Source organism: Microvirga aerilata, from assembly GCF_016743775.1.
GTDB lineage: Bacteria > Pseudomonadota > Alphaproteobacteria > Rhizobiales > Beijerinckiaceae > Microvirga > Microvirga aerilata.
Map to the genome: position 1 here is coordinate 83,579 of NZ_JAEQMY010000001.1, position 19,082 is coordinate 102,660.

At 65.3% G+C, this 19,082-nt stretch carries 18 protein-coding genes; 13 read left to right on the top strand and 5 right to left on the bottom strand.

Going from position 1 to position 19,082, the window contains the following annotated elements; all coding sequences use genetic code 11:
- Positions 1-57: 57 nt before the first annotated feature.
- On the top strand, positions 58-1,806 hold the full coding sequence (locus JKG68_RS00395) for a methyl-accepting chemotaxis protein (RefSeq protein WP_202055113.1): 1,749 nt from the start codon (positions 58-60) through the stop codon (positions 1,804-1,806).
- 24 nt (positions 1,807-1,830) lie between these two features.
- Here JKG68_RS00395 and era read toward each other — a convergent pair whose 3' ends face one another.
- The 5 genes from era to JKG68_RS00420 form a co-directional block, all read right to left on the bottom strand.
- Positions 1,831-2,748 carry a GTPase Era gene (gene era, locus JKG68_RS00400; RefSeq protein ID WP_202055114.1) on the bottom strand — a complete coding sequence of 306 codons (918 nt, stop codon included), beginning with the start codon at positions 2,746-2,748 and terminating at the stop codon, positions 1,831-1,833.
- Positions 2,735-3,445, bottom strand: a complete 711-nt coding sequence (gene rnc, locus JKG68_RS00405) for a ribonuclease III (protein WP_202055115.1) — start codon at positions 3,443-3,445, stop codon at positions 2,735-2,737. The genes era and rnc overlap by 14 nt, the downstream gene beginning before the upstream one ends.
- Before the next feature lie 3 nt (positions 3,446-3,448).
- Entirely contained in the window at positions 3,449-4,225 is a 777-nt protein-coding gene (gene lepB / locus JKG68_RS00410; protein ID WP_376773090.1) for a signal peptidase I, read from the bottom strand.
- A gap of 202 nt (positions 4,226-4,427) precedes the next feature.
- Positions 4,428-4,826, bottom strand: coding sequence for a holo-ACP synthase (acpS, locus tag JKG68_RS00415; protein ID WP_202055117.1), 399 nt, complete (start codon positions 4,824-4,826; stop codon positions 4,428-4,430).
- A complete protein-coding gene (locus JKG68_RS00420; protein ID WP_202055118.1) occupies positions 4,823-5,581 on the bottom strand; it encodes a pyridoxine 5'-phosphate synthase in 759 nt (252 codons plus the stop codon). Before JKG68_RS00420 ends, acpS begins: the two co-directional genes overlap by 4 nt.
- Positions 5,582-6,383: 802 nt before the next feature.
- Between JKG68_RS00420 and rpsF the strand changes: the two genes are divergently transcribed.
- From rpsF to JKG68_RS00480, 12 genes are all read left to right on the top strand, one after another.
- Complete coding sequence (gene rpsF / locus JKG68_RS00425; RefSeq protein WP_202055119.1) at positions 6,384-6,788, top strand: 30S ribosomal protein S6; 405 nt, start codon at positions 6,384-6,386, stop codon at positions 6,786-6,788.
- A gap of 2 nt (positions 6,789-6,790) precedes the next feature.
- Complete coding sequence (gene rpsR / locus JKG68_RS00430) at positions 6,791-7,051, top strand: 30S ribosomal protein S18 (RefSeq protein ID WP_036353512.1); 261 nt, start codon at positions 6,791-6,793, stop codon at positions 7,049-7,051.
- Positions 7,052-7,178: 127 nt separating this feature from the next.
- A complete protein-coding gene (locus JKG68_RS00435) occupies positions 7,179-8,144 on the top strand; it encodes a DUF2232 domain-containing protein (RefSeq protein ID WP_202055120.1) in 966 nt (321 codons plus the stop codon).
- Between the two features lie 23 nt (positions 8,145-8,167).
- Positions 8,168-8,734 carry a 50S ribosomal protein L9 gene (rplI, locus tag JKG68_RS00440; protein ID WP_202055121.1) on the top strand — a complete coding sequence of 189 codons (567 nt, stop codon included), beginning with the start codon at positions 8,168-8,170 and terminating at the stop codon, positions 8,732-8,734.
- A 375-nt stretch (positions 8,735-9,109) separates the two neighbouring features.
- Positions 9,110-10,603, top strand: a complete 1,494-nt coding sequence (locus tag JKG68_RS00445) for a replicative DNA helicase (protein ID WP_202055122.1) — start codon at positions 9,110-9,112, stop codon at positions 10,601-10,603.
- Positions 10,600-11,766: an alanine racemase gene (alr, locus tag JKG68_RS00450; protein WP_376773091.1), complete on the top strand. Its 1,167-nt coding sequence runs from the start codon at positions 10,600-10,602 to the stop codon at positions 11,764-11,766. The genes JKG68_RS00445 and alr overlap by 4 nt, the downstream gene beginning before the upstream one ends.
- Complete coding sequence (gene radA, locus JKG68_RS00455) at positions 11,766-13,169, top strand: DNA repair protein RadA (protein ID WP_202055123.1); 1,404 nt, start codon at positions 11,766-11,768, stop codon at positions 13,167-13,169. Before alr ends, radA begins: the two co-directional genes overlap by 1 nt.
- Positions 13,170-13,314: 145 nt before the next feature.
- Positions 13,315-14,676, top strand: coding sequence for a calcium-binding protein (locus JKG68_RS34150; protein WP_202055124.1), 1,362 nt, complete (start codon positions 13,315-13,317; stop codon positions 14,674-14,676).
- Between the two features lie 264 nt (positions 14,677-14,940).
- Positions 14,941-15,957: an NADPH-dependent curcumin/dihydrocurcumin reductase gene (gene curA / locus JKG68_RS00465; RefSeq protein WP_376773092.1), complete on the top strand. Its 1,017-nt coding sequence runs from the start codon at positions 14,941-14,943 to the stop codon at positions 15,955-15,957.
- A gap of 151 nt (positions 15,958-16,108) precedes the next feature.
- Positions 16,109-16,717: a CvpA family protein gene (locus tag JKG68_RS00470; protein ID WP_202055126.1), complete on the top strand. Its 609-nt coding sequence runs from the start codon at positions 16,109-16,111 to the stop codon at positions 16,715-16,717.
- 110 nt (positions 16,718-16,827) lie between these two features.
- Positions 16,828-18,315 (top strand): amidophosphoribosyltransferase, encoded by a 1,488-nt coding sequence (gene purF / locus JKG68_RS00475; protein WP_202055127.1) that lies wholly within the window; start codon positions 16,828-16,830, stop codon positions 18,313-18,315.
- A 16-nt stretch (positions 18,316-18,331) separates the two neighbouring features.
- On the top strand, positions 18,332-19,075 hold the full coding sequence (locus tag JKG68_RS00480) for an SDR family NAD(P)-dependent oxidoreductase (protein ID WP_202055128.1): 744 nt from the start codon (positions 18,332-18,334) through the stop codon (positions 19,073-19,075).
- The last annotated feature ends 7 nt before the right edge of the window (positions 19,076-19,082 follow it).

Below are 19,082 nucleotides of genomic sequence, written 5' to 3' on the forward strand. Positions count from 1 at the left end.
TTCATTAACCTTTTGACATGACGTTAGGCTAAGCACAAAAAGGATGAGAGTCGGGCGATGTTCAGTATTCTGCGGCGCGCTCCAGAAACGATTATTGCCGCTGGCCCCGATGCGGCTGCGCCGGCGGAACCGTCTGTTCCGGCATCACCAGAGAAGCAATTTGACACCGAGATCGTCGCTTCGTTGGAGGCTGACGTTCTAAGGGCGATCCAAGGCGTGACCCAGGCCATTGCCGTGGCCGCGGCTGATGTAGCGGCCGTCGAGAAGGATCTGGCAGAGATCCGCACCCATGCGGGGGAGCTTGCCTCGTCGGGCAGAACCGCTTCCGACGAGACCCTCTCGCTTGCCTCCTCGACCGAGGAACTGGCGGTCACCTCCGCCGAGATCGGGCGCGCAATGGATCAGGCGAGCACGCGGATCGACAGCGCCGTGCAGGCGGCGCAGAAAGCCAGCGCCCTCATCACGCAACTCTCTGCCGCCACATCGGAGATCGTGGGCATCGTCGATACGATCTCGGCGGTCGCACGTCAGACCAATCTTCTGGCGCTCAACGCCACCATCGAGGCAGCGAGGGCTGGCGAGGCCGGGCGAGGCTTTGCGGTGGTGGCAAGTGAAGTGAAAGTTCTTTCCATGGAAACCGGAAGGGCTGCGGACGACATCCGTCAGCGGATCGACCGCCTGCGGGAAACGGCTCAGGCTTCCACGAGCGCCGTGGCTGAGGTCGTCGATGTCGTTCAAAGCGTCCGGCCGGTGTTCGACACGGTCCGGAACGCCGTCGGGGAACAGAACTCGGCCATCGGCGAGGTGTCTCGCCTGGCCACGAGGACGTCGTCGAGCGTTGGCCAGGTGAGCAACCGGGCCGGAGATGTGGACACGATTTCGCTCAATGCGAGCCACAGGGCCAACCAGGCCGATCAGGCGACCAAGAATGCCGACGGTCTCGCAAAGGCCCTGGGCCAGCGTTTCGTCACGGTAATCCGCCAGAGCGAACTGGGCGACAGGCGTCAATCGGATCGATTCCCGGTCGACCACCCTGCGACGGTCTGGATTTCCGGGCGCACCGCCTCCTCGCGGCTGATCGACGTCAGCAACGGCGGCGTCCTTCTGGCTCCTGTTGCGGGCACACGGATCGAGTTGGGCTCAAGAGGGGAGATCGAGATTCAGAACGCCGGCCGCTTCGGCATGCGGATCGTCGCCGCGAGCCCCATGGGTGTTCACTGCGCCTTCGATCGGCTAGATCCTGGAGCGCGTACCCGCATCGACGGCTTCATCGCGCAGGTGGAGGCAACCTATCGCCCCCGCATCCTGCTCGCCCAGGAGACCGCACGCCACGTCGAGACGGCCATCGAGCGTGCGGTGGCCGATGGGACGGTGACCCGCGACGCCGTCTTCGACACGGAATACAGGCTGCTCTCCGGCACAGACCCGGTTCAATACGGCACGGCCTATCTGCCGGTCTTCGGGAGGCTCCTGCCGCCGATCCTCGAGAAGGTCCTTGCATCGGACCCCACCATGGCCTTCTGCCTGGCCATTGACCGCAACGGCTACATCCCGGTCCATAACAGGATCTACTCGCAGCCTCAGCGCACGGGCGATCCGGTTTGGAACGCGGCGAATGCCCGAAACAAGCGGATCTTCGACGATCGTGCCGGCATCACGGCGGCTCGGAGCACGAGGCCTTTCGCTGTTCAGGCCTATGCCCGGGACATGGGCGGCGGGAAGATCGTGATGATGCAGGAGGTGGACGCCCCCATTCGCGTCCTGGGCCGCCATTGGGGCGGCTTGAGAACGGCCTACAAGGCTTGAACGGGAGGCTTGCCGCTCAGGCGCCTAACCGCCCCGCGGGAACTCCAGGCCCATCTCGCGATAGCGCTCCGGATCGTCGCTCCAGTTCTCCCGCACCTTCACGAAGATGAAGAGGTGGACCGGGGACTCGGCAATCTCCGCGATCTCCTTGCGGGCGGCCTGCCCGATGGCTTTGATGGTCTGCCCGCCCTTGCCGAGCACGATCTTGCGCTGGCTGTCCCGCTCCACGAACACGGTCTGCTCGATGCGCACCGAGCCGTCGGGGCGCGGCTGCCACTGGTCCGTCTCGACGGTCGACTGGTAGGGCAGTTCCTCGTGCAGGCGCTCGTAGATCTTCTCGCGGGTGATCTCGGCCGCCAGCATCCGCAGGGGCGCATCGGAGATCTGGTCCTCCGGGTAGAGCCAGGGACCTTCCGGCATCATCCCGGCAAGCTGCCGCTTCAGCGTCTCGATCCCATCGCCCTTCAGGGCCGAAATCATGAAGGTGTGAGCGAAGGGCACCTTCTCGTTGAGCTTTGACGCAAGCTCCAGCAGCTTCGAGCGCTCGATCAGATCGATCTTGTTCAGGATCAGCACCTTCGGGCGCTTGAGGTCGGGCAGCTTCTCGAGGATCGCCTCGGCCTCCTCGTCGATGCCCTTGCGGACGTCGAGCAGGAGAGCGATCACATCCGCGTCGCCTGCCCCGCCCCAGGCGGAGGTGACCATGGCCCGGTCGAGCCGACGCTTCGGCTTGAAGATGCCGGGGGTGTCCACGAAGATGAGCTGCGCCTCGCCCTCGATGGCGATGCCGCGCACCAGGGCCCTGGTCGTCTGCACCTTGCGGGACACGATGGAGACCTTGGAGCCGACAAGCGAGTTCAGCAGGGTCGACTTGCCCGCGTTCGGCGCGCCGATGAGGGCGATGAAACCGGCCTTCGTGGCGGTTTGCTCAGGCTGTTCCATGCTCTTCCTCCGTCCAGACGCCTTCCTTCAAGAGAAGGCTTCGCGCCGCCGCCTGTTCCGCGATTCTCTTGGATGTGCCGAGCCCAAACTCGCTTTCGCTGCCCTTGACCTTCACCATCACCCGAAACTTCGGCGCATGGTCCGGCCCCGTCTGCTCGACCACCGCATAGCTGGGGGGCGGAAGGCCCCGCCCCTGCGCCCATTCCTGAAGGGCGCTCTTCGGGTCGCGCAAGGGGCGGCGGGGGGCATCCACCAGTTCCTGGAACGAGCGCTCCACGAGGCCTTTGGCGGCCTCGTACCCGCCGTCGAGGAAGACCGCCCCGATGATGGCCTCGCACACATCGGCCAGGATCGTCGGATTGCGCCGCTCGCCTGAATGCGCCTCGCCGGCGCCCAGCTTCAGATGAGGGCCGACATCCCAGGCAACCGCGATCTCGGCGCAGCTTTCACGCCGCACCAGCTCCGCCAGCCGCCGGGACAGCTCGCCCTCGGGGGCGTTGGGAAAGGTATTGTGGAGAAGCTCGGCAATGGCGAGCCCGAGCACCCGGTCTCCGAGAAACTCCAGCCGCTGGTAGCTCTGCCCGCCTGCCTGAGGGGCGCTCACATGGGTGAGCGCCTCTTCGAGAAGTTCAGGCTTTTCGAAGCGGTAGTCGAGCTTCTTCAGAAGCTCCTCGAGGTCTGGCTTGCGGCGGGCCACGGATTATCGAATCCTCTCGAACAGACGGTTCCAGCGGATCTTCTGCGGCCATTCCCAGGGACGCCAAAGGGATGCGGTCTCGTCGATCGAGAAGAAGATGATCTCGGCCCGGCCCACCAAGTTCTCGAACGGCACCTGACCGACGCTGGCCTCGTCCCGGGAGTCGGTGGAGTTGTCCCGGTTGTCCCCCATCATGAAGAAATGGCCCGGCTGCACCGTGTAGACGTTCGTGTTGTCCCAGTAGCCCCGGTCCCCGTCACGCTCGATGACGAAATACGACACGCCGCCGGGCAGGGTTTCCTTGTAGCGGGGAACGCTCACGGTGCGTCCGTAGAGGTCCGTGGTCTTGTAATCCTCGGCACGCTCGCGCTGAATCGGCTGCCCGTTGATGTGCAGCACGCCGCTGATCACCTGGATCCGATCCCCGGGCAGGCCGATCACCCGCTTGATGTAGTCGGTGGAGTTGTCCTTCGGCAGCTTGAAGACGGAGATCTCGCCCCGCTTGGGCTCGGAGCCGAAGATGCGGCCCGAGAAGACGCCCGGGCTGAAGGGAATCGAATGCTTGGAGTACCCGTAGGAGTACTTCGACACGAACAGGTAGTCGCCGATCAGCAGGGTCGGGATGAGGGAGCCCGACGGGATGTTGAAGGGCTGGAAGAGCACGGTGCGGACCACGACCGCGATCAGGAGGGCTTGGACGATCACCTTGATCGTCTCCCAGAGACCGCCTTCGTCATTCTTCACGCTGCTGCCTACGTATTTGCCGGTTTTGTCGCTCACGTCTATCGACCTATGCTTTCGAAACACGACGGCTCGCGCCGTCTCGCTGATTGAGGCAGTCGGGAGCGGTTTGCACTCAGCCCCGAGTGCAAACCGCTCCCGATCAATTTTAGCTGTCGCAGCCCCATCCGGCGGACCTTGATCCGTTCCGCCGCGGCAATCCTCTAACCTATGGCGTGCCCTGCCGCAACGCAGCGTCTCCTCACGCCGGCAGGGCCTCGATGATCACGAAGGCTTGAGCCATGGGCGGATCGTCCGTCAGCGTGACATGCACCACCGCCTTGTGGCCCTCCGGCGTCATGGCCTGAAGGCGCTCCAGCGCCCCGCCGGTCAGGCGCAGCGTCGGGCGTCCGCCGGGGAGATTGACCACCTCCATGTCCCGCCAGAACACCCCGTGGCTCAGGCCTGTGCCGAGGGCCTTGGCGCAGGCCTCCTTGGCGGCGAAGCGGCGGGCATAGGACGGGGCACGGGCGGCGCGGCGGTCGCTCCTGGCCCTCTCGCCCTCGGTGAAGACCCGGTGGGTGAAGCGGTCGCCGAAGCGCTCGATCGACTTTTCGATGCGGCGGATGTCGCAGAGGTCGGATCCGATGCCCAGAATCATGCCGCCACCTGTGCCCGGCCCTCGTCCATGGCGGCGCGCATGGCCCGCACCGCCTCGTCGAGCCCGAGGAAGATGGCCTCGCCGATAAGGGAATGGCCGATGTTGAGCTCCACGATCTGGGGGATGGCCGCGACCGGGCGAACCGAATCGAGGGCGAGGCCGTGACCGGCATGGATCTCGAGGCCGATTTTCGCGCCATGTTCGGCAGCCCGGCGCAGGCGCTCCAGCTCGTGGGCGATCCTGGCCCCGTCGCCTTCGACCACGGCCTCGCAGTAGGTGCCCGTGTGAAGCTCCACCACGGGAGCCCCCAGGTCGCAGGCTGCGTCCATGACGGCGATCTCCGGTTCGACGAAAAGGGACACCCTGATGCCCTCGCCTTTCAGCTCCTGAATGACAGGACGCAGATGGGCATGGCCGCCGATGATGTCGAGCCCCCCTTCGGTGGTGCGCTCCTCCCGCTTCTCGGGAACGAGGCAGGCCGCATGGGGGTGCAGCCTTGTGGCGAGACCCACCATCTCCGTGGTCGCCGCCATCTCGAAGTTCAGCGGCACGAAGAGCTGGCGCTTGAGGCGCTCCATGTCCTCGTCCCGGATATGCCGCCGGTCCTCGCGCAGGTGGGCCGTGATCCCATCGGCCCCGGCGAGAACCGCCAGATGGGCGGCCCGGATCGGGTCAGGGTAGGCGCCGCCGCGGGCGTTCCGCACGGTCGCGACATGGTCGATGTTGACGCCAAGGCGAAGAGGAGGAGCTTTCATAAGGGTGTTTTAGCCTAGACGGGCCGATTGACCAGAGTTCTCGCGCCGTCCGGCGGCGCTATCAACGGCAAATCGACGCGCTGCGTCAGCCCCGCGGTCCGTGGGATCGGGTGGGGAATCCGTGGCGCTGGGCTTGGGCGTGGATCCCCTTCCCTCGCTGCGCTCGCCGGGGATGACAGCGTAGCGCTGGCCTTACACACTCACCTCAGTGTCATTCCCGGCCGGAGCGTAGCGGAGGAGAAGGGAATCCATAGTGCTGAGCGTGGAAGTGGATCCCCTTCCCGGTCCTTTCGGACCGCCGGGGATGACAGCGGAGCACTCACCTCGGTGTCATTCCCGGCCGGAGCGAAAGCGGAGGGGAAGGGAATCCACTCGCAGCCTCAACACCCGTGTCCCTTCCCTCGACTGCGGCTCGGCCTGCGCATGACAACCTTCCCTTCATGGCCGCCCGGGGAACGGTCCCGGCCACCCCGTTTCGAGGAATGCGGCGCCCTTGAGCATCGGGATCACCGGCACGAGGCCGGTGATGACGGCGCACCGACGCGTTTGCATTCCCCATTTGCATTCCCGGCCCAAATCGACTATAGCCCCCGCTTCGCGTTCGCTCCGGCCGGGGGCTGAACGGACGGTGTGGCTTGGCCATGCAGGGTTTTTGCGAACCCGTCGTCCCGTGTCTCCGCCTTCGACAATCGCTCGGGCCTTGCAGGCTCGAAGGGCTTGGCGCCGATCGGATGCGCGAAACGGCCGAGACACTCGTCAAAACAGTGCAAGGCTTGTCCTCAAACCCTGAGAAAGGCCCACTATGCCTCTCTATGAGCATATCTTCATGGCTCGCCAGGATGTCACCCCGCAGCAGGTCGAGGCTATGGTCGACCAGTACAAGGGCGTCATCGAGCAGAATGGCGGCAGCGTCGACAAGACCGAGATGTGGGGCGTGAAGTCCCTCGCCTACCGCATCAAGAAGAACCGCAAGGCGCACTTCACGATGTTCAACCTCAACGCTCCCGCTCCGGCGGTTGCCGAGATGGAACGTCAGATGCGCATCAACGAAGACATCCTTCGCTTCATGACCATCAAGGTGGAAGAGCTCGAGACCGAGCCGTCCGTGATGATGCAGAAGCGTGACCGCGACGAGCGCAAGGACCGGGAGCGCCGTGAGCGCGACGGCGGCAGCTTCGAAGGCGGCAACGAAGGCGAGGAGGCTTAATCATGGCATTTGGTGCTACTGGTGGCGCAGCCGGCGGCGGTCGCCGTCCGTTCTTCCGTCGTCGCAAGACCTGCCCGTTCTCCGGCCCGAACGCGCCGAAGATCGACTACAAGGACACGAAGCTCCTGTCCCGCTACATCTCCGAGCGCGGCAAGATCGTTCCGTCCCGCATCACGGCCGTGTCGGCCAAGAAGCAGCGCGAGCTCGCCCAGGCGATCAAGCGCGCCCGCTTCCTGGGCCTCCTGCCCTACGTGATCCGCTAAGCAAGACCTCGACGGGCCGCCCTCCGCGGCCCGTCTCCCTACCAGATCGCCCAGCGGTGAGAACCCGCCGGGTCAGTTGGGGCCAGCCGCCCCTAACCCTGCCGGTGAGCAGCGGGACAGCGAGACCATGAATTTTGTTGCAACAGGCATAGGCGCAGGGCTCGTTTCAGCCCTCCTGACCGCGGTGATCGTCAAGGCGACACCGCTTGCGGCCCTGTTGTATCTCCTTGCCCCCATCCCCGTTCTGATCGTGTCCCTTGGCTGGGATCACCGCTCCGGCCTCGTCGCGGCCGTCGTAGGCGGGCTTGCCATCGCGGTCTTCCTGTCGCCGCTCAGCGGGCTTGGCTTTGCGCTCATCACGGCCCTGCCCGCCTGGTGGCTGTCCTATCTGGCCCTGCTCGGGCGCCCCGATGCCGACGGCGCCATGGAATGGTACCCGGTCGGGCGCCTCCTGGCCTGGGTTGCAGCCACGGCCGCGCTCACCATCGCTGCCGCCGGCCTGCTGTCCACGGGCGGCGACTACGCGGCCTTCCACCAGAGCGCCCGCAGCGTGTCCGAAGCCTTCGTGAACGCCCAGTTCGCGCCCGCCGGGCCCGAGGGCCTCGATGCCGACACCCGCGAGCAGCTGATCGGTCTGTTGACCCGGCTGACGCCTTTCCTGTCGGCCCAGGGCTTTGCCACCGTGTTGGCGCTTTATCTCTGGGCGGCCGCCCGAATCGTCCAGGCCTCCAAGCGGCTGCCGCGCCCCTGGGCGCCGGTGCCGGAACTCGCGATGCCGCGGGCCGCCGGGGTGGTCCTGATCGTCGCCCTCGTGATGGCAACCGTGGACGGGTTCATCGGCGTGCTGGGAATGGCCCTGTCGGGGGCCTTCCTCATGGCCTTTGCCCTGCAGGGCCTTGCCGCCATCCATGACCGGACCCGAGGCAAGTCCGGCCGCGCCTTCATTCTGTCGACACTCTATGTGCTCGTCTTCGTCACCCAGGGCATCCTGATGGTTGCCCTTGCCCTGTTCGGCTTGGCCGACACGACCTTCGGCCTGCGTCGCCGCTTCGGCGGCAGCAGGCCGAAACAGCCACCAACCCTTTCTGCCTGATCACGAACCTAAAGGAGAAAACCATGGAAGTGATCCTTCTCGAGCGCGTCGCAAAGCTCGGCCAGATGGGCGAGACCGTAAAGGTCCGCTCCGGCTATGCACGCAACTTCCTCCTGCCGCGCGGCAAGGCTCTGCGCGCCACGGAGGGCAACAAGAAGCATTTCGAGACCCAGCGCGCCCAGCTCGAGGCCACCAACCTGGAGCGCCGCAAAGACGCGGAGGCTGTCGGCGAGAAGCTGAACGGCCAGAGCTTCATCATCCTGCGCCAGTCGGGCGAGACCGGCGTGCTCTACGGCTCGGTGTCCACCCGCGACCTGGCCGAGATCATGACCCAGAACGGCTTCACGGTGGACCGCAACCAGATTGCGCTCAACCAGCCGATCAAGACCATCGGCCTTCACACGGTCCCGGTCGCCCTCCATCCGGAGGTCGAGGTTCAGGTGACGATCAACGTCGCCCGCAGCCCCGAGGAAGCCGAGCGTCAGGCGCGCGGCGAGGCCGTCACCACCCGTGACGAGCTGGATCTCGACGATCTCGGCCTCGAGGTCGGCGCAGCTCTTGCCGAAGCCGGCGGCGACGACGAGGCCTAAGCCGCTTCCGTCGTCACCGGCCGTAGCGTCAGCGGACGGGACGGGGATCCATAGCCAGAGCGCTCAATGGTGAATCCCCTTGCCGCACTCTGTTTGCCGGTGTGACAGGAAAGCGATCAAGCTCGACCGCTTGTTCTAGTTCTCGATTTGTTCTAAATTAGCGCTCTCCGTCGATTCGACGGGGAGCGTTTTTCTTTGGGTTTCGGGGCTGCCGGAGAGTCAAGCCATGGCGCCTGCGAAAAGATGAACGGTGTGAGAATCGAGGACAGCGAGGACAGATCACGCCAAGGTTCGGCTTCGTGTCTGCCCGGCAACCTTTAGGACACCATTTGCGGTCTAAGAGACTCTAACCCTTTCCTGTTTTCGGAGCGCCAGATGGCCACCGCCAATGCCCTGATCGCCCGCCTCGAAGCTGCCGAGCCGCAGTTTCGGACGCCTCCCAGCAACATCGAGGCCGAACAGGCCCTGCTGGGCGCGATCCTGGTGAACAACGACGCCTATTACCGCGTCTCCGATTTCCTCGAGGCCGCCCACTTCATCGAAGACCTGCACCGGCGCATCTATGAGGTGGCGACGAGCCTGATCAAGGCCGGCAAGGTGGCGACCCCGATCACCATGAAAACGTTCCTGGGCGACCAGGACCTGGGCGGCATCACCGTCTCCCAGTACCTCGCCCGCCTCGCCGCCGAGGCGACCACGGTCATCAACGCCGAGGATTACGGCCGGACCATCTACGACCTCGCGGTGCGCCGGAACCTGATCAATATCGGCGAGGACATCGTCAACAACGCCTTCGACGCCCCGGTGGAGAACTCACCGCGCGAGCAGATCGAGGAGGCGGAACGGCGTCTCTACGCCATCGCCGAGACGGGCCGCGCCGACGGGGGCTTCCAGCGCTTCTCCGATGCGCTCACCGCCGCTATCGACATGGCGGCCGCCGCCTACAAGCGCGAGGGCGCATTGTCCGGCGTCTCGACGGGGCTTGTCGATCTCGACAAGTCCCTCGGCGGCCTCCAGCCGTCCGACCTGATCATCCTGGCCGGACGTCCGGCCATGGGCAAGACCTCGCTCGTCACGAACATCGCGTTCAACATCGCCAAGGCCTACAGGGCCGAGAAGCAGCAGGACGGACACCTGAAAACCGTCAATGGCGGCATCGTCGGCTTCTTCTCCCTGGAAATGTCGGCGGAGCAGCTGGCGACGCGTATCATCGCGGAGCAATCGGGCGTGCCGTCCTACAAGATCCGCCGCGGCGACATGCGCGAGGACGACTTCTACAAGATCACGGAAGCTGCTCGCGAGATGCAGTCGATCCCCTTCTACATCGACCAGACCGGCGGCATCTCCATTGCCCAGCTCACCGCCCGCGCCCGGCGCCTCAAGCGCCAGCGCGGCCTCGACGTTCTCATCGTCGACTACCTCCAGCTCCTCTCGGGCTCCTCCAAGAAGGGCGAGAACCGGGTGCAGGAGCTCACCGAGATCACCACCGGCCTCAAGGCGCTGGCCAAGGAGCTGTCGGTTCCGCTCATCGCCCTGTCCCAGCTCTCCCGTCAGGTGGAGTCCCGCGACGACAAGAGGCCGCAGCTCTCCGACCTTCGTGAATCGGGCTCGATCGAGCAGGACGCCGACGTGGTCATGTTCGTTTACCGCGAGGAGTACTATCTTAAGAACAAGGAGCCGAAACCCGGCACCGAGGAATACTTCAAGTGGCAGACGGAAATGGACCAGGTGCATGGCAAGGCCGAGGTGATCATCGGCAAGCAGCGTCACGGCCCCACGGGCACCGTGCAGCTGGCCTTCCAGGCCGACATCACCCGCTTCACCAACCTTGCGGATGAAGACAAACTCCCTGAACGGATTGGCGATTGACCGAGCTTCACTCTCACACCAACCTGACCGCCCCCATCCCTGCGAGCGGCGCCGGCGGCGTCCTGCATATCGACCTGGACGCCCTGGCGGCGAACTGGCGCGCCCTGCGCGACGCCGCAGGCGGGGCCGAGACCGCGGCCGTGGTGAAGGCGAACGCCTACGGCACGGGCATCGAGAAGGCCGTGCCGGCCCTCGGCAGGGCGGGCTGCCGCACGTTCTTCGTGGCGCATCTGAGCGAGGCCGTGCGCGCCCGCGCCGTCGCGTACGATGCCACGATCTATGTGCTGAACGGGCTCCTTCCCGGCACCGCTCCCTCCTACGCGGAGCACGATCTGCGCCCGGTTCTCGGTTCCTTCGAGGAGATCGAGGAATGGGCAGGCTTCTGCCGTTCCCAGAACCACAGGCTCAAGGCCGCGATCCATGTGGACACGGGAATGAACCGGCTGGGGCTCACCGTGCCGCAGGGCCTGATGCTGAAGGACACGGCCGCGCTGCAGGATTTCGAGACGGCTCTGCTCATGAGCCATTTCGTCAGCGCCGAGGAAAGCGACAATCCGCTCAACCGGCAGCAGGCGGAGGCCTTCGAGGCAGTCAGGTCGTCGCTGCCTCACGTGCCGGCATCGCTGTCGAACTCCTCCGGCATCTTCCTGCGCGACAAGCCGCACTACGACTTGGTGCGCCCCGGCTATGCGCTCTACGGCGGCAACCCGACGCCTGACCTGGACAACCCCATGCGCCCCGTCATCGGCCTCGAGGGCCGGATCGTGCAGCTGCGCTGGGTCGAGGCGGAGCATACGGTCGGGTACAACGGCCGCTGGCTGGCCCTGAGCAAACGCCGCATCGCCACCATCTCGGTGGGCTACGCTGACGGCTACCCGCGCTCCTCCAGCGCGCGCGGCAAGAGCGGCGAGGAGCTGCTTGCCGGGGTGGCTCTCGTGGCGGGGCAGCGCTGCCCGTTTGCCGGCAACGTCTCCATGGATCTGCTTGCGGTGGATGTGACCGACGTGCCCGAGGCCCAGGTGAAGCGCGGCGATCCCGTCACCCTCATCGGGGGCGAGCTGACGCTGGACGAGGTCGGCCGCCGCGCCGGCACCATCGGATACGAGATCCTGACCAACCTGGGATCCCGCTACGCCCGCACCTACAGCGGGGATGCCGGCTGATGGCCAAGCAGCGTCATCCCGCCTTTACGTGCCAGGAATGCGGCGCGGTCTACAACCGCTGGAAAGGCAAGTGCGAGGCCTGCGGCGGCTGGAACACCATTGTCGAGGAAGCCGGCTCCGCAAGCCCCATGGCAGGGCCCGTCGCCACGCGTCCGTCTCGCGCCAAAGGCCGGATCTTCCCGCTCGAGGGTCTCCAGGGGGAGACCAAGGAAGCGCCGCGCACGCCCTCCGGCATCGCCGAGCTCGACCGGGTCACCGGCGGCGGCTTCGTGCACGGCTCCATCATTCTGCTGGGCGGCGACCCGGGCATCGGAAAGTCGACCCTCCTGATGCAGGCCTCGGCGGCCCTCGCCCTTCGGGGCGAGCGCGTGGCTTACATCTCAGGCGAGGAGGCGGTGGCGCAGGTGCGCCTGCGCGCCGAGCGCCTGGGGCTCGGTCAGGCGCCGGTCGAGCTCGCCTCCGAGACCAATGTCGAGGACATCATCGCCACCTTGAGCCAGGGCCGCCCGCCGGCGCTCGCCATCATCGACTCGATCCAGACCATGTGGACCGAAACGGTGGAATCGGCACCCGGAACCGTGACCCAGGTGCGCGGCTCGGCGCAGGCGCTTATCCGCTTCGCCAAGACAACCGGCACGGCCGTGATCCTCGTGGGCCACGTGACCAAGGACGGCCAGATCGCCGGCCCCCGCGTCGTGGAGCACATGGTGGACGCGGTGGTGTCCTTCGAGGGCGATACGGGCCACCATTTCCGGATCATGCGCGCGGTGAAGAACCGCTTCGGCCCCACCGACGAGATCGGCGTGTTCGAGATGTCCGACCAGGGCCTGCGGGAAGTGCCGAACCCCTCCGAGTTGTTTCTGGCCGGCCGCGACATGGCAACCGCCGGAACGGCGGTGTTCGCCGGCATGGAGGGCACGCGCCCGCTGCTCGTGGAAATCCAGGCCCTCGTCGCCCCCTCGTCCCTCGGCACCCCGCGCCGGGCGGTCGTCGGCTGGGACCAGAGCCGGCTGTCCATGGTGCTCGCGGTGCTGGAGGCCCATGGCGGCCTGAAGCTCGGCATGCACGACGTCTACCTCAACGTCGCCGGCGGCCTGCGCATCACGGAACCCGCAGCGGACCTTGCGGCAGCCGCAGCCCTGGTCTCGTCCCTGTCCGGCAATCCCCTGCCGCCGGACACGGTCTATTTCGGCGAAATGGGCCTCTCCGGCGCGATACGGCCGGTCGCCCAGGAGCAGGCGCGCCTGAAGGAGGCGGCGAAGCTCGGCTTCTCAAGCGCCGTTGCCCCGGCTCCCCGCAACGACAAGGGCAAGAAGGAGCGCCCTTCTCTCGCAACTGCCTCTATCGGGCACATCACAGACCTAGTGGCAAATATCGCCGTCAGCCGCCGCAGAGTGTCGTAAATCTATTTCCACGAATACGAACATTTAGGTCGTTTGAGCCATCGGCCACCTCAAAAGACATCTAGGAATCTTTATATAAACGATCTATCATTGCGTAAACGCTGGCTAGTAGGAATAGATCGTTTTTTATGGGGAGACTGGAGATATGCAGGAGAGCCAAGAGACACTCACCCTCATGCTATCAGCCTATGAAATTTCGGAGTCATCAGGTGTTGGAGCGGCAGTGCTGAAGATCAACATTGTCGATCAAAATGGAAGTAGGCAAGATGCATCCGGAAGTTTCTACATCGACCGGTACACTATTGAGATTGCGGACGATCGCTTTTCCTATGAATTTGACGCTGCTCAGGGCGGCCTGATGATATTGAAGAGTACTATAAGTTATGAAGCTCTATCTGATAAATTCATAAAAATCCGCGTTCTTGCCAAGACCGGCACTGCTGGAAACATGCAGACTTTAATAGGGAACTTCGACGTTGAGATTCGTAATTCCGAAGAAGCTCCGAAGGACCTGACGATGAGCGGGGGCGCTGTCGGAGAGGACGCAGCGGCCGGAACCGTTGTGGCCACATTAAACGCGATCGATGAGGATGCAGGCGACCAGGCAAGGCTCTCCTATGCCTTTGTGACAGATGCAGGCGGCAAGACCGTCACAACAGATCCGCTTTTCGAAATCGTGGGCAATACGATCAGGCTCAAATCTCAGCCTGGCAACGCCAAGGCGGGCACTTATACCCTCTGGGTGCGGGCCTTAGACCAGAACACCGCCCACACTGAAACGGAACCGGATATGTGGACGGCGAAACAGATCACGCTGACCATCACGGATACCATCAAAGATCCCGTTGAGCCTGTGAATACTGTCGAGGGCGGAGCGGCGAACGACGGGCTCACCGGCACGGCCGGTGCCGACAGCATGAACGGTGGGGCCGGTAACGACACGTTCTACGGCTACTCCGGGAACGACACCCTGTTGGGTGGAGCGGGCAAGGACAGCCTCTACGCCGGGGACGGCGACGACGTACTCATCGGGGGCTTAAGCAAGGACAAGCTTTATGGCGGTTCGGGCCAGGACACCTTCGTGTTCGATACAGCCGTGAGGAAGGGCCAATTCGACCAGATCTATGACTTCAAGCCGTCCGACGATACCATTCAGATCAGCCTTGCGGCTCTCAAGGCCTTCAAGGTGAAGGCCCCCAATGCAAGCGACGTGCATTCGAAGAAGAGCTCGGATGACAAGGGCAAGCCTGACGACAAAGGCGGCAGCAAAAAGTCCGTTGGCTTCGACAAGATCTTCCTGAAGGATCAGAAGCTGCAGAAGAAGTTCTTCAATGTGGGCACGAAGCTCAAGGACACCCCGGACGGCTCCAACGATTATATCTTCTACAACAAGAAGAGCGGCATCGTTTATCTTGACATCGACGGCTCAGGCAAAGGCAAGGGAATCGAGATCTTCAAGGTGAAGCCGGGCATTAAGCTCACGGCCGACGACTTCCTGTTCATCTAGAGCATCGGCGAGGTACATCCCGTTCGCCGCCCAAAGAGAGAGCGAACCATGGTTCGGGGTCGCTATCATACTGATGGCAACAGCTCTCGTGCCGGCTTTCCCCTACCCATCAGGCCTCGGCATCCGCCGGGGCCTGTTTCGTTGCGGGTCTAGGCTGTCGAGGCACTTGACGAACGGCTCACTGTCTCGCCCGTTAAGGGCCGAACGAAGCCGAGTCGTCGCAGCCTAGGCCCATGGCCTATGGCGTGCCCCAGGAGTTCATCCGTGACAGAGCAGAATCTCCAAGTCGTCCTTGCCTCGAGGCCCACCGGCCGTCCCTCGCCCGACAATTTCGAGCTTGTGCGGACGCCCGTCCCCACGCCCGGTGAGGGGCAGCTGCTCCTCAAGATCCGCTACCTTTCTCTCGATCCCTATATGCGCGGACGCATGAGCGCCGCGAAGTCCTATGCGGCTCCTGTCGAGATCGGCCAGCCGATGGAGGGCGGCACGGTCGCGGAGGTGATCGAGAGCCGCCATCCGGACTACGCGGCAGGCGACATCGTTCTCTCGCATTCGGGCTGGCAGTCCTACGCGTTGTCCGACGGCGCCGGATTGCGGAAGCTCGATCCGGAGCAGGCCCCGGTCACCACGGCCCTCGGCGTCCTCGGGATGCCGGGCTTTACCGCCTATGCAGGACTGCTCACCATCGGCCAGCCGAAGCCGGGGGAGACCGTGGTCGTGGCCGCGGCCAGCGGGCCCGTGGGCGCGACGGTCGGCCAGATCGCGCGCCTCAAGGGCGCCCGGGCGATCGGCATTGCGGGCGGTCCGGAGAAATGCGCCCTTGTGCGGGACGAATTCGGCTTTGATGCGGCCCTCGACCACCGCTCGCCGACCTTGGCGGAGGACCTGCGGGCCGCCTGCCCGAACGGGATCGACATTTATTTCGAAAATGTGGGCGGCAAGGTCTGGGATGCGGTGTTCCCGCTCCTGAACACCTTTGCCCGCATCCCGGTCTGCGGCCTGGTTGCGCAGTACAACAGCACCGGACCGTTCGAGGGACCCGACCGCCTGCCGGTCCTCATGCGCGACGTGCTCACCAAAAGCCTCACCATCCGCGGCTTCATCCAGCGCGAGTTCCAGGCGCAGCGTCCGGCCTTCTACCGGGAGATGGCGGAGTGGATCGCGGAAGGGCGCGTGAAGTACAAGGAGGACATCGTCGACGGCCTCGAGCATGCGCCGGAAGCCTTCATCGGCCTGCTGGAGGGCAGGAATTTCGGCAAGCTGGTCGTGCGGGTTGCCTGACGGCACGGATCCGGCGAAGGCGCCCATCGGGTGCCTTCACACATCCTGTTGGACTTCGAAGGGTGACGAAACCTTTTCTTAAGGCTATAGAGCCAGGCTTCGTAGCCGCGAAGGCGGCTTCATTCCTGTTCTTCTTGCGTAGGCCCGGCCCATGCCCGTTTCCGTTCTGGACCTCGTCGTCATCGGTATCGTCCTGATCTCGGCCCTTCTGGCTGCCGTGCGCGGCTTCACCCGCGAAGTGCTCGCCATCGTGGCCTGGGTCGTGGCGGCGGCCGCCGCCTGGTATCTGCACCCCACCGCCCTGCCGATCGCCCAGCAGTATATCAGCAGCAACACGGTGGCGCTCGTGGCAACCATCGGCGGGATCTTCGTCATCACCCTGATCATCGTGTCGATCATCACGGTGCAGATCTCGGACCTGATCCTCGACTCCCGCATCGGCGCCCTCGACCGGACGCTGGGCCTGTTCTTCGGCGCGGCCCGGGGCTTCCTGATCTGCGTGATCGGCTGGGCCTTCCTGGGCTGGCTCCTTCAGGGCAAGGAGCCCGACTGGGCCGCAGCCTCGCGCACCCGGCCCGCCATGGAAAACACCCGCGACAACATCATCGCCATGCTGCCCGAAAATGCGGAGGCGCTGATCCAGCGGCTGCGCAACAAGGACGCGGCTCCCGACCCGGCCGAGCCGGCCGAGCCCGATCCGCAGCGCCCGGCCGCACCCGCCGCTCCGGCGCCGCCGCAGCCGCCGCAACGGCGCAGCTGACCGGCCAGGGTCACGTTTCCGGCAGCGGCAGAATACCCATTGGCGATCGGCGCAAGGCCCATTACATAAGGGCGGCGCCGGTGGGGGCGCGAATCCCGAGGATCACATTGATGTCTGCTTGGTCAGAGACGTGGCAGGTCGCGCCCAAGAAGGTGGACCTCGACCTCGACGGCGATACCCTGCGTGAAGAATGCGGTGTCTTCGGCATCTACGGGCACCCGGATGCCGCGGCCATCACGGCGCTGGGCCTCCACGCCCTTCAGCACCGCGGCCAGGAAGCGGCCGGCATCGTGTCCTTCAACGGCGACGTGTTCCATTCCGAGCGCAAGCTGGGCCTCGTGGGCGACAGCTTCTCCGACCGGGCGACCATCGAGCGGCTCGAGGGCCTCTCGGCCATCGGCCATGTCCGCTACTCGACCACCGGCGAGACGGTGCTGCGCAACGTGCAGCCCCTCTTCGCCGAGCTCGACGGCGGCGGCTTCGCGGTGGCCCATAACGGCAACCTCACCAACGGCCTCACCTTGCGCCGCAACCTCATCCGCGACGGCGCCATCTGCCAGTCCACCACGGACACGGAGGTGATCGTCCACCTGGTGGCCCGCAGCCGCAAGGATCGGGTGATCGACCGCTTCGTCGAGGCGATCCAGCAGATCGAGGGCGCCTATGCCCTCGTGGCGCTCACCAACAAGAAGCTGATCGGCGCCCGCGACCCCATGGGCATCCGCCCGCTTGTGCTGGGCGAGCTCGACGGCCGCTACATCCTGGCCTCCGAAACCTGCGCGCTCGACATCATCGGCGCCCGCTTCATCCGCGATGTGGAGAACGGAGAGTGCGTGGTGATCTCCGATGAGGGCATCGAGTCCTTCCGCTTCGCGCCCAAGCGCGCTCCCCGCCCGGACATCTTCGAATACATCTACTTCGCCCGCCCCGATTCCATCGTGAACGGCCGCAGCGTCTACGAGGTGCGCAAGGCCATGGGCCGGGAGCTCGCCACGGAGTCGCCCGCCAACGCGGATGTGGTCATTCCCGTGCCGGATTCCGGCGTGCCGGCGGCCCTCGGCTTCGCGCAGACCTGCGGCCTGCCCTACGAGCTCGGCATCATCCGCAACCATTATGTGGGCCGCACCTTCATCCAGCCGACCCAGTCGGTGCGCGAGCTCGGGGTGCGCATGAAGCACTCGGCCAACCGCTCCGCCATCGAAGGCAAGCGCATCGTGCTCGTGGACGACAGCCTCGTGCGCGGCACCACCTCGGTGAAGATCGTCCGCATGATGCGCGAGGCCGGTGCCAAGGAGGTTCACTTCCGCATCTCCAGCCCGCCGATCACGCACCCCGACTTCTACGGCATCGACACGCCCGAGAAGGAGAAGCTGCTCGCCGCCACGCACGACCTGGAGCAGATGCGCCAGTATATCGGGGCGGACTCCCTGGCCTTCCTGTCCATCGAAGGCGTCTACCGGGCCATGGGCGAGACCGGCCGCAACGCGGCCCAGCCGCAATTCACCGACCATTGCTTCACGGGCGACTACCCGACGGCGCTCACCGACCTGACCATCGCCACCCCGCGCCGCCTGGCCGTTCTCGCCGAAGCCGACTGAGGATATCCGAGTTCTCATGGACAAGCCCCTTCTCAACCGCGTCGCGGTCGTCACCGGTGCATCGCGCGGGATCGGCCGCGCCGCGGCGCTGGCTCTCGCCGAGGCCGGCGCCCACGTCATCGCCCTCGCCCGCACCCAGGGCGCGCTCGAATCCCTCGACGACGAGATCCGCGCCAAGGGCGGCTCGGCCACCCTGGTGCCGGTGAACCTGAAGGACCTCGACGCCCTCGACCGGCTCGGCGCTGCGATCCATGAACGCTGGGGCAAGCTCGACATCCTGCTCGGCAACGCGGGCCAGCTCGGCGAGCTCGCGCCCATCACCCATGTGGACCAGCCCGTCTGGGACGAGGTGATGGCGGTCAACGTGACGGCCAACTACCGCCTGCTGCGCTCCCTCGACCCGCTGCTGCGCGCGTCCGATGCGGGCCGCGCGATCTTCATCACGTCCGGCGCCGCCCACAAGCACAAGGCGTATTGGGGCGTCTACTCGGTGTCCAAGGCGGCCCTCGAGGCCCTGGTGCGCACCTATGCGGCCGAGACGGTGACGACGCCGGTCAAGGCCATGCTGCTCAATCCCGGTCCCTTGCGCACCTCCATGCGCCGCGCCGCCATGCCCGGCGAGGACCCGCTGACCCTGAAGACGCCGGAAGACCTCGCCCCCCATATCGTGAAGCTCGCCCTGCCCGCCTGGACCGAGACCGGCAAGATCTACGACTTCACCCAGGACGGGAAGGTCGTCGAGCCGCAGATGCCGGCCTGAGCCGGGG

Coding starts and splice junctions, on each gene's coding strand:
- JKG68_RS00395 (WP_202055113.1), top strand. CDS start 58: ATGTTCAGTATTCTGCGGCGCGCTCCAGAAACGATTATTGCCGCTGGC.
- era (WP_202055114.1), bottom strand. CDS start 2,748: ATGGAACAGCCTGAGCAAACCGCCACGAAGGCCGGTTTCATCGCCCTC.
- JKG68_RS34150 (WP_202055124.1), top strand. CDS start 13,315: ATGCAGGAGAGCCAAGAGACACTCACCCTCATGCTATCAGCCTATGAA.
- JKG68_RS00445 (WP_202055122.1), top strand. CDS start 9,110: ATGGCCACCGCCAATGCCCTGATCGCCCGCCTCGAAGCTGCCGAGCCG.
- JKG68_RS00480 (WP_202055128.1), top strand. CDS start 18,332: ATGGACAAGCCCCTTCTCAACCGCGTCGCGGTCGTCACCGGTGCATCG.
- JKG68_RS00420 (WP_202055118.1), bottom strand. CDS start 5,581: ATGAAAGCTCCTCCTCTTCGCCTTGGCGTCAACATCGACCATGTCGCG.
- radA (WP_202055123.1), top strand. CDS start 11,766: ATGGCCAAGCAGCGTCATCCCGCCTTTACGTGCCAGGAATGCGGCGCG.
- rpsR (WP_036353512.1), top strand. CDS start 6,791: ATGGCATTTGGTGCTACTGGTGGCGCAGCCGGCGGCGGTCGCCGTCCG.
- JKG68_RS00470 (WP_202055126.1), top strand. CDS start 16,109: ATGCCCGTTTCCGTTCTGGACCTCGTCGTCATCGGTATCGTCCTGATC.
- JKG68_RS00435 (WP_202055120.1), top strand. CDS start 7,179: ATGAATTTTGTTGCAACAGGCATAGGCGCAGGGCTCGTTTCAGCCCTC.
- rpsF (WP_202055119.1), top strand. CDS start 6,384: ATGCCTCTCTATGAGCATATCTTCATGGCTCGCCAGGATGTCACCCCG.
- purF (WP_202055127.1), top strand. CDS start 16,828: ATGTCTGCTTGGTCAGAGACGTGGCAGGTCGCGCCCAAGAAGGTGGAC.
- acpS (WP_202055117.1), bottom strand. CDS start 4,826: ATGATTCTGGGCATCGGATCCGACCTCTGCGACATCCGCCGCATCGAA.
- rplI (WP_202055121.1), top strand. CDS start 8,168: ATGGAAGTGATCCTTCTCGAGCGCGTCGCAAAGCTCGGCCAGATGGGC.